Annotated in this window: 15 protein-coding genes and 1 other annotated feature; of the genes, 4 read left to right on the top strand and 11 right to left on the bottom strand. The window is 51.5% G+C overall.

The window, feature by feature from the left end:
- Nucleotides 1-29 precede the first annotated feature (29 nt).
- Nucleotides 30-1283 (bottom strand): tyrosine--tRNA ligase, encoded by a 1254-nt coding sequence (gene tyrS, locus ACLB09_RS02370; RefSeq protein WP_410768146.1) that lies wholly within the window; start codon nucleotides 1281-1283, stop codon nucleotides 30-32.
- A 62-nt stretch (nucleotides 1284-1345) separates the two neighbouring features.
- Nucleotides 1346-1616 (bottom strand) — a binding site (T-box leader).
- A gap of 155 nt (nucleotides 1617-1771) precedes the next feature.
- On the opposite strand from tyrS, the gene ACLB09_RS02365 reads away from it, so the two are divergent.
- Nucleotides 1772-4882 (top strand): transglycosylase domain-containing protein, encoded by a 3111-nt coding sequence (locus ACLB09_RS02365; protein ID WP_410768144.1) that lies wholly within the window; start codon nucleotides 1772-1774, stop codon nucleotides 4880-4882.
- Between the two features lie 55 nt (nucleotides 4883-4937).
- On the opposite strand, the gene acsA is transcribed toward ACLB09_RS02365, so the two are convergent.
- Entirely contained in the window at nucleotides 4938-6662 is a 1725-nt protein-coding gene (gene acsA / locus ACLB09_RS02360; RefSeq protein WP_410768143.1) for an acetate--CoA ligase, read from the bottom strand.
- Between the two features lie 300 nt (nucleotides 6663-6962).
- On the opposite strand from acsA, the gene ACLB09_RS02355 reads away from it, so the two are divergent.
- A complete protein-coding gene (locus ACLB09_RS02355; RefSeq protein ID WP_410768142.1) occupies nucleotides 6963-7595 on the top strand; it encodes a GNAT family N-acetyltransferase in 633 nt (210 codons plus the stop codon).
- Nucleotides 7596-7627: 32 nt separating this feature from the next.
- The gene (locus ACLB09_RS02350) at nucleotides 7628-8818 is read left to right on the top strand and encodes an acetoin utilization protein AcuC (RefSeq protein ID WP_410768141.1); all 1191 of its coding nucleotides are present in this window, start codon (nucleotides 7628-7630) and stop codon (nucleotides 8816-8818) included.
- A 34-nt stretch (nucleotides 8819-8852) separates the two neighbouring features.
- Here ACLB09_RS02350 and ACLB09_RS02345 read toward each other — a convergent pair whose 3' ends face one another.
- From ACLB09_RS02345 to ACLB09_RS02330, 4 genes are all read right to left on the bottom strand, one after another.
- Nucleotides 8853-9560, bottom strand: a complete 708-nt coding sequence (locus tag ACLB09_RS02345; RefSeq protein ID WP_410768981.1) for a 5'-methylthioadenosine/adenosylhomocysteine nucleosidase — start codon at nucleotides 9558-9560, stop codon at nucleotides 8853-8855.
- A 142-nt stretch (nucleotides 9561-9702) separates the two neighbouring features.
- On the bottom strand, nucleotides 9703-10707 hold the full coding sequence (gene ccpA / locus ACLB09_RS02340) for a catabolite control protein A (RefSeq protein WP_410768140.1): 1005 nt from the start codon (nucleotides 10705-10707) through the stop codon (nucleotides 9703-9705).
- 111 nt (nucleotides 10708-10818) lie between these two features.
- A complete protein-coding gene (gene ytxJ, locus ACLB09_RS02335; RefSeq protein WP_410768139.1) occupies nucleotides 10819-11160 on the bottom strand; it encodes a bacillithiol system redox-active protein YtxJ in 342 nt (113 codons plus the stop codon).
- Nucleotides 11161-11268: 108 nt separating this feature from the next.
- Nucleotides 11269-11712: a hypothetical protein gene (locus ACLB09_RS02330; protein ID WP_410768137.1), complete on the bottom strand. Its 444-nt coding sequence runs from the start codon at nucleotides 11710-11712 to the stop codon at nucleotides 11269-11271.
- A 115-nt stretch (nucleotides 11713-11827) separates the two neighbouring features.
- On the opposite strand from ACLB09_RS02330, the gene ACLB09_RS02325 reads away from it, so the two are divergent.
- Nucleotides 11828-12364 carry a type 1 glutamine amidotransferase domain-containing protein gene (locus ACLB09_RS02325; RefSeq protein WP_410768980.1) on the top strand — a complete coding sequence of 179 codons (537 nt, stop codon included), beginning with the start codon at nucleotides 11828-11830 and terminating at the stop codon, nucleotides 12362-12364.
- A 95-nt stretch (nucleotides 12365-12459) separates the two neighbouring features.
- Here ACLB09_RS02325 and ptsP read toward each other — a convergent pair whose 3' ends face one another.
- From ptsP to gndA, 5 genes are all read right to left on the bottom strand, one after another.
- On the bottom strand, nucleotides 12460-14196 hold the full coding sequence (gene ptsP / locus ACLB09_RS02320) for a phosphoenolpyruvate--protein phosphotransferase (protein WP_410768136.1): 1737 nt from the start codon (nucleotides 14194-14196) through the stop codon (nucleotides 12460-12462).
- A 210-nt stretch (nucleotides 14197-14406) separates the two neighbouring features.
- Complete coding sequence (locus ACLB09_RS02315) at nucleotides 14407-14832, bottom strand: CoA-binding protein (RefSeq protein WP_410768135.1); 426 nt, start codon at nucleotides 14830-14832, stop codon at nucleotides 14407-14409.
- 24 nt (nucleotides 14833-14856) lie between these two features.
- On the bottom strand, nucleotides 14857-16149 hold the full coding sequence (aroA, locus tag ACLB09_RS02310; RefSeq protein ID WP_410768134.1) for a 3-phosphoshikimate 1-carboxyvinyltransferase: 1293 nt from the start codon (nucleotides 16147-16149) through the stop codon (nucleotides 14857-14859).
- A 30-nt stretch (nucleotides 16150-16179) separates the two neighbouring features.
- Nucleotides 16180-16656: a shikimate kinase gene (locus ACLB09_RS02305; protein WP_410768979.1), complete on the bottom strand. Its 477-nt coding sequence runs from the start codon at nucleotides 16654-16656 to the stop codon at nucleotides 16180-16182.
- Between the two features lie 250 nt (nucleotides 16657-16906).
- Nucleotides 16907-18316 carry an NADP-dependent phosphogluconate dehydrogenase gene (gene gndA / locus ACLB09_RS02300; RefSeq protein ID WP_410768133.1) on the bottom strand — a complete coding sequence of 470 codons (1410 nt, stop codon included), beginning with the start codon at nucleotides 18314-18316 and terminating at the stop codon, nucleotides 16907-16909.
- Between the last annotated feature and the right edge of the window lie 88 nt (nucleotides 18317-18404).

Below are 18404 nucleotides of genomic sequence, written 5' to 3'. Positions count from 1 at the left end.
TAAAAAGGGGCCTTACGGCCCCTTTCCTATTATTTTACCGATAGCTTCGCAAACTTTCGTTTGCCCACTTGGATAACATCGCCATCCGAAATGACAATTTCAGCATTCGGATCCGTAAGCTTCTCTTCGTTCACCTTGACTGCACCTTGCTGGATACTGCGCCGAGCTTCGCTATTGGAAGCAGCAAAGCCGAGCAGCGACAACAGCTTGATCAGGCCGATTTTGCCGTCTTTCAGTTCGCCGGCAGGTACCGTGATCTCTTCAATATCTTCCGGCAGCGCCCGTTGCTGGAAGACGGTAATAAAATGCTCTTGCGCCGCTTCAGCCGCGTCTAAGCCATGGTACATACGGACAAACGTATAGGCAAGCTGCATTTTAGCGTCCCGCGGATGTACCGCACCTGTCTTGACGCCTTCGCTGAGTACAGCCAATTCCTCGTTCGTCAGGTCGGTCGCCAGCTCATAGTATTTCAGCATAAGCTCATCCGGCACGGACATCGATTTACCATAAATTTCGTTCGGCTCTTCATCGATGCCGATGTAGTTTCCAAGACTTTTGCTCATCTTCTGCACGCCGTCAAGACCTGCGATCAGCGGCGTCATAATCGCCACCTGCGGCTCCAGGCCGTATTCCTTTTGCAGCGTTCTGCCCATCAGCAGATTGAACTTTTGGTCCGTGCCTCCAAGCTCGATATCGGTATGCAGCGCGACCGAGTCCATTCCCTGCATCAACGGGTAGAAGAACTCGTGAATGCTGATCGGCTGACCGCTCTGGTAACGCTTGGTGAAGTCGTCTCTCTCAAGCATCCGGGCTACCGTTACCTTCGCAGCCAGCTTGACCACTTCTTCGAACGTCATCGGAGCGAGCCATTCGGAGTTAAAGAATACCTTCGTTTTTTCCGGATCCAGAATTTTAAAAATTTGCTGACGGTACGTCTCGGCATTCCGCTGCACATCCTCCTCGGACAACTGCTTGCGGGTTTCCGATTTACCCGTCGGATCGCCGATCTTCCCGGTAAAATCGCCGATAATGAGCTGGATCTGATGTCCAAACTGCTGGAACTGGCGCAGCTTTTGCAAAACCACCGTGTGACCTACATGAATGTCCGGAGCTGAAGGGTCAAGTCCCAGCTTTACATTTAACGGGGTTCCGGTCACAACCGATTTCATGATTTTTTGCTTTAATTCATCCTCCGGCACAATCTCCACCACACCGCGGGAGATCACCTTCAATTGGCGCTCGACTTCCTCCTGCTGGATTGACGTTAATTCTTCCCACTTCATTTCAGCATTCCTCCTAAAATTGATTCAACCTATCCGAAAACGACAAAAAGCTCCTTATCATCCCAAGGGACGAGAAGGAGCTGCTCGCGTTACCACCCTAATTAAAACCGTTATCCAGCCTTGTCCGCCGTAGGGCGGGCCAATTTGAACAGAACGGTTTTCACCTCATTTCAATAACGGGTCTTCCCGGTACCGGACTACTGACTATTTCTGCGTTCCCCCGGACGGCTCCAGACGGTAATTCAAAAGGGATCCGCCCATTCGGTTCGCAGCGACCACCGATTCTCTGAGCGGCGGGATTCCGCCTTCTACTAAGTCTTTCCAAGCCTTTAACGATATGCAATTGACTATTTTATATCACAGAAACTTTCGTCAAGTCAAACGCAAAGCGGCTCGAATCCGGGTCGGATCCTGTCCGAATGAGCTGAAAAAGACACCAAACCACCATTTTTATGCTATAATGTTGCTGTTAAAAAGGAGGATCATCCATGGTTCATGAGAACGATAACAACTCCGGGAAGGAGCAACGCAAATCGCGAAGCGAATCACGGAGCACATCGCGAAACAAAAAGCCTGCGCCCAAGCGTAAACGGGGACGTTGGGTTTGGACAACGCTTGGCTGGCTCGTTTTGCTCGGGTTTGCCGGAGCTTTGTTTGCGGGAGGAGCCGTATTCGGATATGTCTCCTCGATCGTCGTAGACGAACCCGTGAGAACGCGTGCCGATATCGAGCAAAAAATCAATTATAACGAAATTACAGGATTCGCCTACTTCCGCGACGGCCAGCCCATCGGCCAATTGCGTTCGGAAGAAGACCGGCGGCCCATCAGTTATGAAGAAATTCCTTCTTCCGTTATTGATGCCGTCATAGCCATCGAAGACAATAATTTTCAAGAACATATGGGTGTCGACTTCAAAGGTACGATGCGTGCAGTAAAGCAAAAACTGCTCAAAGAAGATATCCAGACCGGCGGAAGCACGCTGACCCAACAGTTGGCACGCCGGGTATTTCTGAATCTCGACCGGACGGACAACCGGAAAGTGAAAGAAATTTTGCTGGCGATGCGGCTGGAGCGCTTCCTGACCAAGGACCAAATCCTTACGGCTTACCTGAACAAAGTACCGTTCGGAAACGGGTCTAACGGGTATCAGGTTTACGGGATCAAGGCAGCGGCCAAAGGCATCTTCAATATCGTCAACCTGGAAGATTTGAATATCGCCCAATCGGCCTATTTGGCCGGGTTGCCTCAGCTCCCTTCCTCTTATTCTGCCTATAACGGAAAAGGGGAGTTCAACCAGGAAGCTTTCGATCGCGCGCTCAAGCGGCAGCGTCTGGTTCTTCAGCGTATGCTGGAAGAGAACAAAATAAATAGCGCCCAGTATGAAGAAGCGCTTGCGTTCGATATTAAAGCGTCGCTCGCGCCGAAAACGAAGAAAGCGTATGAAACGTTCCCTTATCTGATGCTGGAGACGGAACGGCAGAGCGCTATAGTGATCGCTATGCTGAACAATCCGGAAATGACCAAAGAAGAGATCTCCAAAAACTCGCAGATCCTTGAAGAAGCCCGTCAGGAGCTGCTTACCGGAGGATATCGGGTCTTTACGACGATTGACAAAAAAGTATACAATTCCATGCACAAGGTTTCGGAAAACAAGGAGAACTTCTCCAAATACAGCGAAACCAAAGGGCTGGAACAAGTGGCCGGCATGATGATCGACAACCATACCGGGGCGATCCTCGGGATGATCGAAGGCCGGGATTTCTATACGGAGCAAATGAACTATGCTACACAAATGATCCGCCAGCCCGGTTCGACCATGAAGCCGATCGCCGCCTATTTGCCGGCGATGGAGGCGGGATTGATTCAACCGGCGAGCATCATTGACGATTCGCCGATTATTTTGCGGGATTACCAGAAGGGGTACCATATCCCTGTCAACTCCAGTGGAGGCTACAAAGGTCTGGTAACCGCGCGCACGGCGCTGAATGAGTCGCGTAACGTTCCCGCCCTGAAGGTGTTCAATCAAACCGTGGGTATCGACAAGGCTTGGGATTTTGCCAAGAAGCTGGGCATTACGACCTTGGATGAACAGGACTACGGAGCCCAAACCGGAGTACTCGGCGGATTGAAGTACGGCGTTACTGTAGAAGAGCTTACCAACGCCTATACGGCGATTGCCAACGGCGGAGAATTCAACGACTCGTACATGATTGCCAAAATTACGGATTCCAAAGGAAACATCGTTTATAAACATGAAGCCGACCCGCAGCGCGTATTTTCCAAGCAGACGGCCTACCTCATGACCGATATGCTGCGCACCGTCATCAAGGACGGAACCGGGAAATCCATCAAGAGCGATTTTAAAAAGTACGGTGAAATTCCGGTCGTCGGGAAGACCGGCACGACGCAAAATTACGCCGACGTCTGGTTTATGGGCTATTCCCCAGACGTAACACTGGGTGTATGGATCGGCTACAAAGAACCCGTCAATACGCTGTCGGAACCCGGGAAGTCCCGGGCACGATCCATTTGGTCGAAAGTGATGAACGAAGTGACCGAAAACGAACCGGATTTATTCGTCACGCCGGAGTTCACCAAACCGGACGGCATCGTCTCCGCGACGGTGTCGGGATTCAGCGGCAAGCTGCCGACCGAGCTTACCAAGCAGGCCGGTAAAATGGTTACGGACATTTTCAATGTCAAATACGTCCCGAAAGAACCGGACGATGTGCTGGTTCGTATGAAATACATTACTTATGAGGGTGTGAACTACATTCCTCAAGAAGCTACACCGTCCGATATGGTGCTTGAAAAAGTGGTGATGAAACGCGAAAAGCCGATCAAGGAATTGATCGATGAGCTGGAAAAGGCCTTCTCCTCCATGAAAGGCGGCCATAAACCGCTGAGCTTCTATCTGCCGAAAGATGCGGGAGAAGATGCTCCAACGAAGCCGGACCCTCGCGTGGATGACGGAGCGCCTCCGGCAGCGCCTGCCAATGTGAGGCTAACTTCCGAGAACGGAACCTCCAAGGTTACGTTCAGCAAGAACGGCGAGAACGATGTCGTGGGTTACCGTCTCTACCGGTCCGCTGACGGCGGCACATTCCAGTATACGGGCAAGGCGGTCCTTACCGGACAGACGACCGCGATATCCGATTCAGACACCGGCGGATTCATCCATTCGTATTATGTGACGGCCGTCGATGTTGCCGGAAAGGAATCGGAACCAAGCGCGATTGTAAGCTCGGACGGCTGGATTCCGGATTTTCCGGAGGGTGAAGGAGAGGTAACGGAGCCTGGCGGCGATCCGGGACAGGAAGAAATCTTCCTTCCGCCTGCAGTTCCCGGCCAGGTAGCGATTCAGACCTCGGATAATGAGATTACGGTTACCTGGGGAAGCGCCCCGCTGTCTGACTTCGTGTCAAGTTATAACATCTACTTCTCTGATGCGGCGAACGGTCAGTTCAGCTTGCTCGGCTCTACGGCCGGAAATCAGTTTTCCTTCAAGAGCGACGCGGCCGGTGGCTGGATTCAAGTAACGGCGGTCAACGCTTTCGGCGAATCCGCCCCGTCCGCTCCCGTGCAATATAGCAAGTAGACTCAACCAAAAGGGTTCCGGGATGAATTTCATCCCGGAACCCTTTTTTTAACTACTAATCCTCGATCGTCGACAAATCGCCTGCTGGGAGGTTTAGTTCCCATGCCTTCAACACGCGCCGCATGATTTTACCGGAACGGGTTTTCGGCAGTTTATCTTTAAATTCAATCTCTCTTGGAGCGGCATGCGCCGACAAACCTTCCTTCACAAACCTGGAGATTTCCGCTTTCAGCTCTTCGGAAGGGAGAAACCCTTCACGAAGCGAAATGAACGCCTTAATGATCTCGCCGCGCGTCGGGTCGGGTTTGCCGATCACGCCGGCCTCCGCCACCGCAGGATGCTCCACGAGCTTGCTTTCCACCTCAAACGGCCCGATCCGCTCCCCGGAGGAATTGATGACGTCATCGATCCGTCCCTGGAACCAGAAATACCCGTCTTCGTCCATATAAGCGGTATCGCCGGAGATATACCATCCGGGGATTCTGAAGTATTCCTCGTATTTGGGGGCATTGTTCCAAATTAACCGCATCATCGATGGCCATGGTGTACGAATGGCCAGGTTGCCCATCCGGTGAGGCGGCAGCACTTTGCCGTTGTCATCGATAATCGCCGCTTGAATGCCAGGCACGGGTTTCCCCATCGAACCCGGTTTAATCGGCATGGAAGGATAGTTGCAGATTAGCTGTCCCCCCGTTTCGGTCATCCACCACGTATCATGAATCCGGTGACCGTATACCTTGTATCCCCAGCGAACGACTTCCGGATTCAGCGGCTCGCCGACCGAAAGAATATGTCTCAGCGTGGAGAGATCATATTGTTTCACGATATCCTCTCCTGCGCCCATAAACATCCGGAAAGCGGTTGGAGCACTGTACCATACGCTTACCTTATTTTTTTGAATCGTCTCGTACCAGTCTCCGGGACTGAAACGCCCTCCGCGGACTACATTAGTGACGCCATGCAGCCAGGGAGCGAAAATCCCGTAAGAAGTGCCCGTAACCCAGCCGGGGTCGGCCGTACACCAGTAGACATCTCCCTCCTTGAGATCCAGTACGACTTTGCCCGTATAATAATGCTGCAGCATTGCATTGTGAACATGGTAGACGCCTTTCGGCTTTCCGGTGGACCCGGAAGTGTAGTGAAGAATCAGTCCATCCTCCCGGTTCACCCATTCGATTTCGGCCTCCGGCGAAGCAAGCTCCATCTCTTTATAGTAATCTACGACGCCTTCCTCAGGCTCAATGTCTTTTCCTACGAGAAAAAGATGTTGAAGCAGCGGCAGCTCCTCCCGCTTTACTCTTGGCAGCAAAGCCGTCGTGGTCACAAGCGCGACCGCTCCGCTGTCTTCCAGACGGTCTTTAACCGCAGTCTCCATAAACGCTTCAAAGAGCGGTCCCACTACGGCTCCGACTTTGATAATGCCTAAAATGCTGACGTATAATTCCGGACTTCGCGGCATAAACACAAATACGCGATCTCCTTTTGAAATCCCCTTGCTACGCAAAACGTTGGCAAATTGGTTCGATTTGGCCTGAAGCTCTTCAAAAGTATAAGTTTCATCACGGGTGAGTTCATTAAACCGCAATGCAATCAGATTCCCTTTTCCCGCGTCAACATGACGGTCGATCGCTTCATAGGCTAGATTGACCTTTCCGGTCTCATACCAGGAAAACTGCTTCTCAACGTCCTCCCAGCTAAAATTGTCATAGGCTTCCTCGTAGTTCCCCAAGTTGGAAGAAGGGGTACCCACCGAAATAATTTCTCCTTGCAATTGACTCATCGTTCCATCCTCCCTTGATCTGTACAACAGTTTGGTATAAATAGATCAAAATCATGAAAACGGATACAAAGATATTGGGGTTGAAAGGATCATTAGGACGTCATTTAGTGGGACAGCATCCGTTTAATGAACGTAATAACTCAAAAGAAAAAGTATGCAACAATAATCACGATGTCAAGTGAAAAATGTGAAAATTTTATGTCGGAAACATTATAACATACGTCTTACATAGCGGCTATACTTTTCAATTTTTCATTTTTCTGTTATAAGAGAGTGGAACGAGCAAAGGAGGCGGCAATTATGAAACACCGTAAAACGTATATCCGCCATACCCTGCCCCATGACGAGAGCGAAATTGTTTTGGAAGGTCCCGTGACGCCATCTCATCTTCGCAGCCTTCGGATGCATCCGGAACTGGACGCTTTCCGCCGTCCGGAAGATCAGCTTGCGGCTTTAATCGAGATCGCCGGCCTTCCGGAGGGGCGGATTATTTTGGCCCGGGTAAATGAAGTAATTATCGGTTACGTGACGTTTCACTATCCCGATGAAATGGAACGCTGGTCTCAGGGAAACATGCAAGATCTGATTGAATTGGGGGCTATTGAAGTAGCCAACGATTACCGCTCGCTCAAAATCGGATCCCGCTTGATTCGTACGGCCTTTGAAGACGGCCAAATGGAAAAATATATCGTCTTCACTACCGAATACTATTGGCATTGGGATCTCAAAAGCAGCGGCCTGACGGTTTGGGATTACCGGAAAATGATGGAGCGGCTGATGCAAACCGTCGATATGGTCTGGTATGCTACGGATGATCCCGAAATTTGTTCCCATCCCGCCAACTGTCTGATGGTCCGGATCGGCAAAGAGGTCCCGCTGGAATCCGAGGAACAGTTCGACAGAATCCGATTCCAGCAACGCTTCATGTATTAATCAATGACCCTAGAGGAAGGACGCGTGACGCCATGTCTGGAAGCGCTTTATTTGTCCATCACGACAAAACGATGAATTACCGGTTCCATGATCATCATCCATTCCATCCGATCCGGCTGCAGCTCACGCTGGACCTTTTGGCAGATATCGGAGCCCTTGCCCCCTCCCAAATGATTCTATCCCGGCCGGCGAGTGAAGAAGAACTGCTGAGGATCCACCAGCCCGGTTACGTCGAGGCCGTAAAAGCTTTAAGCCAGGCCCTGCCGGACCCCGAATGGATCGGCCGCGCGGATCAGTATGGCCTGATGGATGAGGATACGCCCTATTTTGCCGGGATGCATGAGGCGGCATCCTATGTGGCCGGCGGTACCCTCACGGCCGTCGAAACCGTCATGTCCGGACGGGCGACCCATGCCCTTCACCTGGGCGGAGGCCTGCATCATGCCCTGTCCGCCAAAGCGGCCGGCTTCTGCGTCTACAATGACGCTGCGGTCGCGATCGCTTACGCCAGGAGGAACTACGGTGCCCGGGTGCTCTATGTGGATACCGACGTGCATCACGGCGACGGGGTGCAGTGGAGCTTTTACTCCGATCCGGAGGTATGCACCTACTCCATTCACGAGACAGGCAAATATTTGTTTCCGGGTACCGGTAACGTCAATGAGAGAGGCGAGCATCAAGGTTACGGGGCTTGTATGAACATCCCCCTCCAGCCGTATACCGAAGATGACTCCTGGATGGAATGTTTCGAGGAGTCCATTCATCGCGTGACCGATTACTTTAAGCCCGATTTAATCGTCAGCCTGCACGGCTGCGATGCCCATGCCCTGGATCCGCTTAGCCATATGCACTGCAGCATGGACATATACAACAAAATGCCGACCATTTTACACAAGCTTGCCCATACCTATTGCGAAGGACGATGGGTAGCCGTTGGGGGCGGAGGCTACGACATGTGGCGGGTTGTCCCCCGCGCCTGGAGCCTGCTCTGGCTGGAGATGAGCCACCACCCTTTGAAACAGGCGCTCGACCGGAGGGATGCTTCGCTGATGCGCCTTCCCGAGTCCTGGATCGATAAATGGCAGGGACAGACCGAACTGCCGCTGCCGACGGAATGGCTCGACGATTTATCCCGCTGGGAGGCGATTCCGCGCCGGAATGAGATCACGGCAAAAAACCGCGAGAATCTCGCGGTTGCGCTGCAGGATTATCCTGAAGTGTAACATCTAGGTTGAACAGTTGATGTTATAAGTTGATTTAAAGGTCTACATGTTGAATCATATCTTCCACGATATCGAAAGAGCGTTTGGAGGCGGCAACGGTAAATTCGGCGAAATTCACATTCGCCGTTCCGTCCGCCTTGTCGGACATCGAGCGCAAAATGACATAAGGCACCGAATTGCTATGGCACACCTGCCCGATTGCGGCACCTTCCATCTCTACGCAAGCCCCGTTCATAACTTCGTACAAGAACCGCACAACATCGGAATTCGCAACGAACTGATCGCCGGACAGCACTCTTCCGATCTTATAACCATGTTCCTTGCATATGCGGGAACAAGCTTCCTCCGCCAGCTTGATGTACCGCGGATCCGCAGGAAAATCCGATACCTCCTGAAACGGCGTTATCCCGCGTTGAAATCCAAGCGGGGAGCAGTCCATATCGTGCTGCTGGCAGGACGACGAAATGACGATATCCCCGATATTAAGCGCAGGATCCAACGCTCCCGCCACGCCCGTAAACCAGATCACTTGCGCCCCAAAACGGTCGATTAAAACTTGCGTTGTTATCGCTGCATTAACTTTCCCCACCCCGGATTTGCACACGACGACGTTTTTACCATGAAACCGGCCTTTTACAAAGGAAACCCCTGCATGCATTTCCGGCTCCTGTTCCTCTATCCCTTGCAGCAGTAATGATATTTCTTCATCCATCGCTCCAATGATTCCAATCGTTGTTGTAATGGGCATATTCATTACCTTACCTCCTTTGCCTCTGGCAATTAGCAGCTGAACCCTAAAAAAAGCCCCTAAATTTAGGAGCTTTTTCCGTTATAACCTTTTTCATATATTTGTCTTTTTTATCTCTTTATAAACTTAACCAGCCTTAAATATGGCTGACGGACAACCGCAAAATCGTTTCATGCGGCAGGATCACCCGAGGATTCTCCACCGTTTCTTTCTTCATCAGCTTGGTCAAAAGCCGCATCGCCACGGCGCCGAGATCGTACATCGGCTGAGCTACCGTAGTCAGTTGCGGACGCACCATGGAGGCCATGCGGATATTATCGACACTGATGATCGAGAAGTCGTCAGGCACTTTCAAGCCTTCGTCCTGAATGCTGTGGATTGCGCCGATCGCCATCTCATCCGTAGCCGCAAAAATGGCACTAGGGCGTTTCTTCAATCCCAGGAAATACTTCATCGCTTCAACACCGGATTCGTAACGGTAATTCCCGATGCGAACAAGATCTTCATCGTACGGGATGCCTGCGGTTTCTAACGCGCGTTTATATCCTTGGAAACGGGCGTAGCCGTTAGCCGGATCCTGCAGCGTACCGCTGATCATGGCGATATGCCGATGCCCATGGCGAACCAGCGTACTAACTGCATCAAACGCTGCAGCCTCATGATCGATATCCACCGATGGAATCATGCCGTTCTCATCGCTCGTAGCACACAAAACGATCGGCACCGCCGACGTCTGAAATGCCTGAATATGCTCTTCCGTCACTGTTCCGCCCATGAACAACAGCCCGTCCACCTGCTTTTCAAGCAGTGTGTTGATAACGCGGATTTCCTTTTCTTTCTTCTTGTCGGCATTACATAAAATAATATTGTAGTGGTACATGTTAGCGATGTCTTCGATACCTCTTGCGATCTCCGCAAAAATCGAGTTCGAAATATCCGGGATTACCACTCCGACCGTGGTTGTCTTCTTGCTGGCAAGTCCTCTTGCCACTGCATTCGGACGATATCCCAAACGTTCAATCGCTTCATACACTTTCTTCCGGGTTTGCGGCTTCACGTTTGGATTGTTGTTCACAACCCGGGAAACCGTTGCCATAGAGACGCCCGCTTCACGTGCCACATCGTAAATGGTAACCGTCACATTCTTCTCTCCATTGCCAATAGATTTTCATTCATTCATCACGAAAGTCCTGTGCTTCAATTAGATTTATCTTACGACAAATTACTACTTTGTGCAATGATAACGCTTCATTTATGCAAGAATTCCTCTTAATGCATCGGCAGTTATCTTGGAATGGGAGGTATGCCATACCGCCTGCCCGTCCTTGACCAGCAAAGCCTGCGGGGATTCGTGTTTGACGCCCAGCACATCGGCAGCCTCATTCGATACGTCACGGTCTTCAATCACATAGATCAGTCCATATGTAATCTTCTCATTCGGAGTATTATTCAGATACTTCTCCAATTCCCGGTGAGCTCCGGCACTAATCGGGCAGCTTGTGCTGTGCTTGAACAACAATAACGGCTGTTCCGCCGTGTGTTCCAAAGCGCTGTGAAGATCCTCTTTAGAGACTATTCTCTTCAAACCGGACATCCTGCATCCATCCCCTTTCAGAAAATGATTTTCATTTTTCTATTCTTATCTTACCAAAAAGGGAAAGCTAAAAACAACTTATAACGACAAATTCATGTAAAATTGTATCTATTTCGCGCTAAGAGATTGGCGATTCCTTACATACTTCGACAAAACCGAAAGCCTTACGGCAATCTCGTTCATCCATGAGGAATCATTCATTTTTTGAGCGCATCCGTACAAATCAAGCAGCATATTGATCCGCTCATTGCATTTCTGTTCGAGAGCCGCTTCGAATGACGAAGAGTTACTCTTCTCTTTTTGCCGGGTCATGCTGTATAAAACATCCGCTAATTCGTTCATATCCGTAAAAAATACCCGCACGCTTTCTCCCTGCTGCTTCAATTGACTCAACAAGTCGATCACGTCCGCTTTAACGAAAGGCAGCACCTCATAATAATCGCAATCTTCACATTCAAGAATCGGAACCCGGTCAACCTGGAACTTATTTTCGAAAATAACCAGCCTAAAACCGAGGTTCATTTTTTGTCCGCAACAGCAGTGCTTGCGCACAGGATCACCTCATTAATCCTCATCTTTTTATAACCTGAATGAAAGTACTATTTTTGATACAATTAAAATATCGAAAACGATTTTCGTCAATAGCAAGAAAAGACAGGAGGAGACGATTTTGAGACTAACTGGAAAAAAAGTAATCGCACTGGTGGACGAGGAATTCGAAGATTTGGAGCTCTGGTACCCGATCTATCGGGTTCGTGAGGAGGGCGCCCTGGTACATTTGGCCGGTGCGGAGAAAGGCAAAAAATACATCGGCAAATACGGCGTCCCGGCCGAGGCCGAGTTAGCGTTCGAGGAAATCCGTGCCAGCGACTATGACGGGATTCTCGTTCCCGGCGGCTGGGCTCCCGATAAGCTGCGCCGGTACAGTAAAGTGCTGGAAATCGTTCGCGAGCTTCATCAGGCGAAAAAACCGGTCGGCCAAATTTGCCATGCCGGCTGGGTATTGATATCGGCGGGGATCCTGAACGGAGTCACGGTTACTTCAACGCCGGGAATCCGCGACGATATGGAGAATGCGGGAGCAATCTGGAAAGACGAGCCCGTTGTGGTTGACGGACATATTATTTCGGCGAGACGTCCACCGGATTTGCCGGAATACGGCAAAGCGTTCGTCGATGCATTGATAGCTGCGTCAGAAAAATAGACGTTTACCAGATGAAAAGCCGAGGAGAGTTCTCTCCTCGGCTTCTTCTATGTGCAGTATGATTCCGGCAGAATTCGTAAAACATTACTCCCTTTTTACCGCCCCAGCACCGGATCTTTCCCCAGAAAACCCGCCAGTTTTGCTTCGATCTCTTCGCTCGTGGACAACTGGTAGCATTCTTTGCCTTCCGCCTGCCCCTCTTTGAGCGTGCTGTTCAAGATGCGGTGTTTCACGCGAAGCAGCGCCTGTGGCGACATGCTAAGGCTGTCGACCCCCAGATGAAGCCAGATCGGCAGCGCTTTCTCATCACCCGCCAATTCCCCGCACACGCTGACCGGGATTCCGGCTTCCTTGGCGGCCGAAACGGTCTGGCGAAGCAAGCGAAGCACCGCAGGATGATAAGGATGATACATATGCGCAATTTTTTCGTTCATCCGGTCTACCGCGAGAATGTACTGGACAAGATCGTTGGTACCGATGCTGAAGAAATCGGCCTCCTTTGCCAGCAGGTCGGCAATCGCCGCAGCCGCCGGCACTTCGATCATGATCCCCGCCTCGATATCGGAACGAAATTGGAGACCGCGGGCGGTCAAATCCTGCTTCGCTTCTTCCAGCATCGCTTTGGCTTCCCGGAATTCCACCAGGGATGAAATCATCGGAAACAGGATTTTCACGTGACCATGCGCGCTGGCCCGCAATAAAGCGGTAAGTTGTGTTTTGAACAACTCCTTACTGTCCAGGCTGATACGGATACCGCGATAACCGAGTACCGGATTCTCTTCCTCAGGCAGCGTGAAATATTCCAGTTGCTTATCCCCGCCGATATCCAGCGTTCGGATCACGACCGGGTGTCCTCCCGCTTTTTCCGCCACCTGACGGTAAACCTCATATTGCTCCTCTTCGGTCGGAAAAGTAGGCCGGTCCATGTACAGGAACTCTGTACGGAACAAGCCTACCCCTTCCGCACCGAATTTTATCGTCTGTTCCAAATCCTTGACCGAGCTGATATTGCCGGCCAGCCGCAGCTTGTAACCGTCTTTGGTCACAGCTTCAACGGAAGCGAGCAGCTGCAACTGTTCCTTTCTGCGTCGCTGTTGCTTCGCTATCTCGGTATACCTGTCGACAACGTCCTGAGTCGGATCCAGGTAAATTTGGCCCTCGTCCCCGTCGATAACGAGTAAATCTCCGGTCTGCAACTGCTCGTCAAGCTTGTTCTCCAAGCCGGATACGAGCGGAATGCCGATGGCCCGGGCCATAATGGCGGAGTGAGAAGTTTTCCCTCCAGCCATGGTAACCATACCGAGTACATTCTCCGGGTTCAAATGAACCAGTTGGGAAGGCGACAGCTCCTTCGCCACCAGAATGTACGGCTGCGTATCCGCAGGCAGCGTAATTTCCGGAGTCCCCAGCAAATGCTTCAGAAGCCGATTGCCGACATCTTTGATATCGAGCGCGCGCTCTTTCATATATTCATCATCCAGCAGATCAAACATCGTCACGAAGTGGTCGATCGCTTCTTTAACGGCTACCTCGGCCGCCTTATATTGACGTTCGATGATTCCCTGGATTTCACTCATAAACACAGGGTCTTCCAAAATGGCGAGATGCGCGTCAAAAATACTTGACTCGGCCACGCCAACCGTCTCCTTGATTTCATTCTTCATGAATTCGATCTCGGTTTTGGACGTGCGGATCCCCTCGTATAATCTCTCGAATTCCTTCGCGAGGTCCACTTTCTCCATTCGCCGATCCTGGACATCCCATTCCCAGGCGGGCAGCACAAACGCTTTGCCGATCGCTACGCCGGAAGCTGCGCCGATACCCTGTATCATGTTTCGACCCCCTAATGTCCTACTTTTGTAAATATAGGATACCCTCTCTCTAATACTTTATGGTAAGCCCAGCTTTGCAAATTTGTCAAAGGAATTCGGAATAACCTCATGATAAATTCATGTCTATGTCCGCATTGGACCGTAGTTGCGCCAAAAATAAAAAACCCGGCGCCAATACATCCGGGGCCGGGTCTGTTACTTGAAAAGATATTATCGCTTGCCGATCAAGATACTGTCTTCCACTTTGATGCAGCGGTCCATGATGACCGTCAGTCCGCCTTGGGAGGCGATCTCGTAAGCTTCGTCGCTTACGATGCCAAGCTGCAGCCAGAGCACCCGAGCGCCGATTTCCACCGCCTCGCGGGCCACCTCCGGCGTATATTCGCTGCGGCGAAACACATTGACGATATCCACCGGCTCGGGGATGTCCTTCAGGGAACCGTACACCTTCTCGCCCAGAATTTCACCGCTGACGGACGGGTTCACCGGGATAATCCGGTAGCCGTTATTTTGAAGCGCCTGAGACACCATATATGAGGTGCGGTCGGTTTTATCGGACAAACCTACGACAGCAATATTGCCGGCTTTCAGCAAAATTTGTTTGATTTCTTCGCGGCTTGGATTTTCAAAAGCCATATAAGATCACACCTTTCCTTATTTTTATTTTACCCACTCGACCGAAGCGCCAAGCGCGGACAAGTGATCGAAATATTGCGGGTACGATTTGGCCACATGATGCGCGTCCTTGATCAGCAGCGGTTCCCTGCACCGTAACCCGACGACCGTAAGCGCCATGATCACCCGGTGATCGAAATGCGCGTTGATGGTTGCCCCGCCCTCAAGGCCTGAAGGACGACCGTGGACAATAATCTCCGACTGCCGTTCTTCTACCTGGGCGCCCGCCTTTTTCAACTCGTTCAGGTAGTCCGTAATACGGTCGCATTCCTTATATCGCAGATTTTCCACGTTGTAAAATCTCGAAGTCCCGTCGGCAAACACGGCCGCCGCCACCATAGCCAGCACCGCGTCGGTCGCGGCATCGCCGTCGAATTCCACCGGGCGCAGCCGTCCGTTGCCGAGCACATGAACCGTGCCGTCTTTATGGGTCAACGGAACGTCCATCATCTGCAGCACATCGACAATAGCTCGTTCCCCCTGCTTGCTCCGTTCCATCAAACGGTGAACCTTGACGTCGGATTTCGTCACGGCCGCCGCGGCCAAAATGGCTGCGGAACCCGGATAATCCCCCTGAACCGTGTAGTTCTTTGCCTGGTAGGCCTGACGGCCGGGAACCCGGAAGCTCATATAATCGCTAGCCGCATCAATCGTGATCCCCGCCTGCTCAAGCACTTCCAAAGTCTGTCCGATAACCACTTTGGATTTCAGATCGCCCAACACTTCGATTTCGCTGTCTTCTTCCAACAGCGGAGTCAGGAATAATAATGCGCTCAGATACTGGGAGCTAACCTCGCCCGATACTTTGATTTTGCCGCCTTTAGGATTACCGCCGCCGATCGTGATCGGCAACCGGCCGTCCTGATGTTTGATTTGCACGCCCATACTTTCCAGTGCCTCGATCAGGTCGCTATGCGGGCGTTTGCCGAGGGAGTCCGGATACGCATTCACGAAAGTCACTTCCGGACAAAGCGCGGCAATCGCCATCAAAAATCGCAGCACCGCGCCCGCATTGCCGACGTTGAGCTCTTTGACATCACGCGGATGCTTGCCGAAGCCGGTGATGACGATCTTCTCGTCATCCTCCTCCAGCACGGCGCCGAGATCCTGAATACAGCGGCGCATCGCGTCGCTGTCCTCGCTGTGCGCCGGATAGTATATAGTGCTGGTTCCTTCCGCTAAAGCGGCGACCAGCAGATAGCGGGTCGTATAGTTTTTGGAGGACAACGCTCCGATTTCTCCCTTTAGTTCCGCAGTGGGCCTAACGATCATATCCATATGTATACTCCCCTTTTGTATAATTGTTGATTAACCGCGGTAATGCATTAAAATCTCAACAGACACTTCTTCTGCGCTTTTGCCGGATGTATCGACGGTTACATGTGCGAAATCATAGGCGTGCTTCCGTTCTTCCAACAGCGCCGTAATTCTTTCCCTGGCCCCGCCGGCAAGCAGCGGCCTGCCCTTATCCTCACCGACCCGGGATACGATTTCATCGGCGGAAGCGGCAAGCGCAACGACCCAGCCGGAGTTCAGCATCTCCCGGCAGTTATAAGCCCGAAGCACGGCTCCGCCTCCGGTTGCCAGGATGGAACCCGGCTTCTTGAGCGATTCGCACAGAATTTCGGTCTCCAGATCGCGGAAATAGGACTCGCCTTTTTCTTCAAACAACTGCGGAATCGAACAGCCCGCCTTCTCTGCGATCAAAGCGTCCAGATCAAGCAGCCTGTACCCCGTCTCTGCGGCAAGATGACTGCCAACCGTCGATTTGCCGGTTCCCATCATCCCTATTAGTACGATAATGTCCCTTTTGCTTTGCAAATTCTCACCTACTTCGGTTTCTGACCCAGGGTTCGCAAATTAACTTTTTCATATCATAACACAGGCTGGTAACTTTGGCACTTCCGCATACAAAATAACCGACGAGGCCGATTACCACCGGATAGCCGACAAGAAAAAAGCGCCGCGACAGACGGAAATTCCGCTGCCATGGCGCCTCGTTGCAATTGTTAGTGCATGATTTCAGATGCGGCTCTTAGAACCATTGGTGATGGAATACGCCTTCTTTGTCCACGCGTTTGAAGGTGTGGGCGCCGAAGTAGTCGCGCTGCGCCTGAAGCAGGTTGGCAGGCAGACGTTCCGTACGGTAGCTGTCATAATAGGACAGCGCGCTTGAGAAGCCTGGAACCGGAATACCATTTTCCACAGCGGACGATACCACTTTGCGCCATGCATCCTGATAGCTTTCCACGACATTTTTGAAGTAGGAATCCAACAGCAGGTTTTTAAGTGCAGGATCGCGGTCATAGGCATCTTTAATGTTTTGCAGGAACTGCGAACGGATAATGCATCCGCCGCGGAAGATCATCGCGATGTTACCGTATTTCAAATCCCAGCCGTATTCATCGGAAGCGGAACGCATTTGCGCGAAGCCTTGGGCATAGGAAACGATTTTACTTGCGAACAGCGCTTTGCGCACGTTCTCGATAAATTCGGCTTTGTCGCCGCTGAAGGATTTCTTTGCAGGGCCGCTCAAAATTTGGCTTGCCGCTACGCGCTCTTCCTTCATTGCGGACAAGAAACGGGAGAATACCGATTCCGTGATCATGGACAAAGGTACGCCGAGATCGAGGGCGCTTTGGCTTGTCCATTTACCGGTGCCTTTTTGTCCGGCTGCGTCGAGAATGACGTCAACCATCGGTTTGCCGGTCTCTTCGTCATATTGCGAGAAGATGTCTGCAGTAATTTCGATCAGATAGCTGTCCAGCTCGCCTTTGTTCCATTCGGTGAAAATTTCATGCAGTTCTTTGGCGTCGACGCCAAGCACGTCTTTCAGCAAATGGTAAGCTTCGCCGATCAACTGCATGTCGCCGTATTCGATGCCGTTGTGGACCATCTTGACGTAATGTCCGGCACCGTCCGGCCCGATATATGTACAGCAAGGATCGCCGTTAACTTTAGCGGAAATCGCAGTCAGGATTGGCTCAACCAATTTGTAGGCACTTTCTTGTCCACCCGGCATGATTGCAGGGCCTTTGAGCGCGCCTTCTTCGCCGCCGGATACCCCGGTACCGATGAAACGGAAGCCTTTGGCTTCGAGTTCTTTGCTGCGGCGCTGCGTATCAGGGAAGTAGGCGTTGCCTCCGTCGATGATGATATCGCCTTGATCCAGGTAAGGGAGCAGGCCTTCAATGGTCGCGTCGGTAGCGGAACCGGCTTGTACCATGATCAAAATTTTACGGGGCGTTTCCAAGGATTGCACAAACTCCTCAACCGAGAACGTGCCGACAAGGTTCTTGCCTTTGGCTTCGTTCTCCAGCAGGTCATGCGTTTTTTGCGGGGAACGGTTGAATACCGAAACGGTAAAGCCCCTGCTTTCGATATTGAGGGCCAGGTTTTTGCCCATAACGGCCAGGCCGATAACGCCAATCTGTTGTTTTGACATGGTCTCCATCCTTTGCACACTATATTTTTATCAATAGTATCATTTTAACTCTTTTGAGCACAGAAGTGAACCCCTTTAAGCCTCCATC

It is taken from the genome of Fontibacillus forbon (assembly GCF_046559655.1).
Classification (GTDB): Bacteria; Bacillota; Bacilli; order Paenibacillales; family Paenibacillaceae; genus Fontibacillus.
This window is presented reverse-complemented; position numbering and strand designations above follow the sequence as displayed.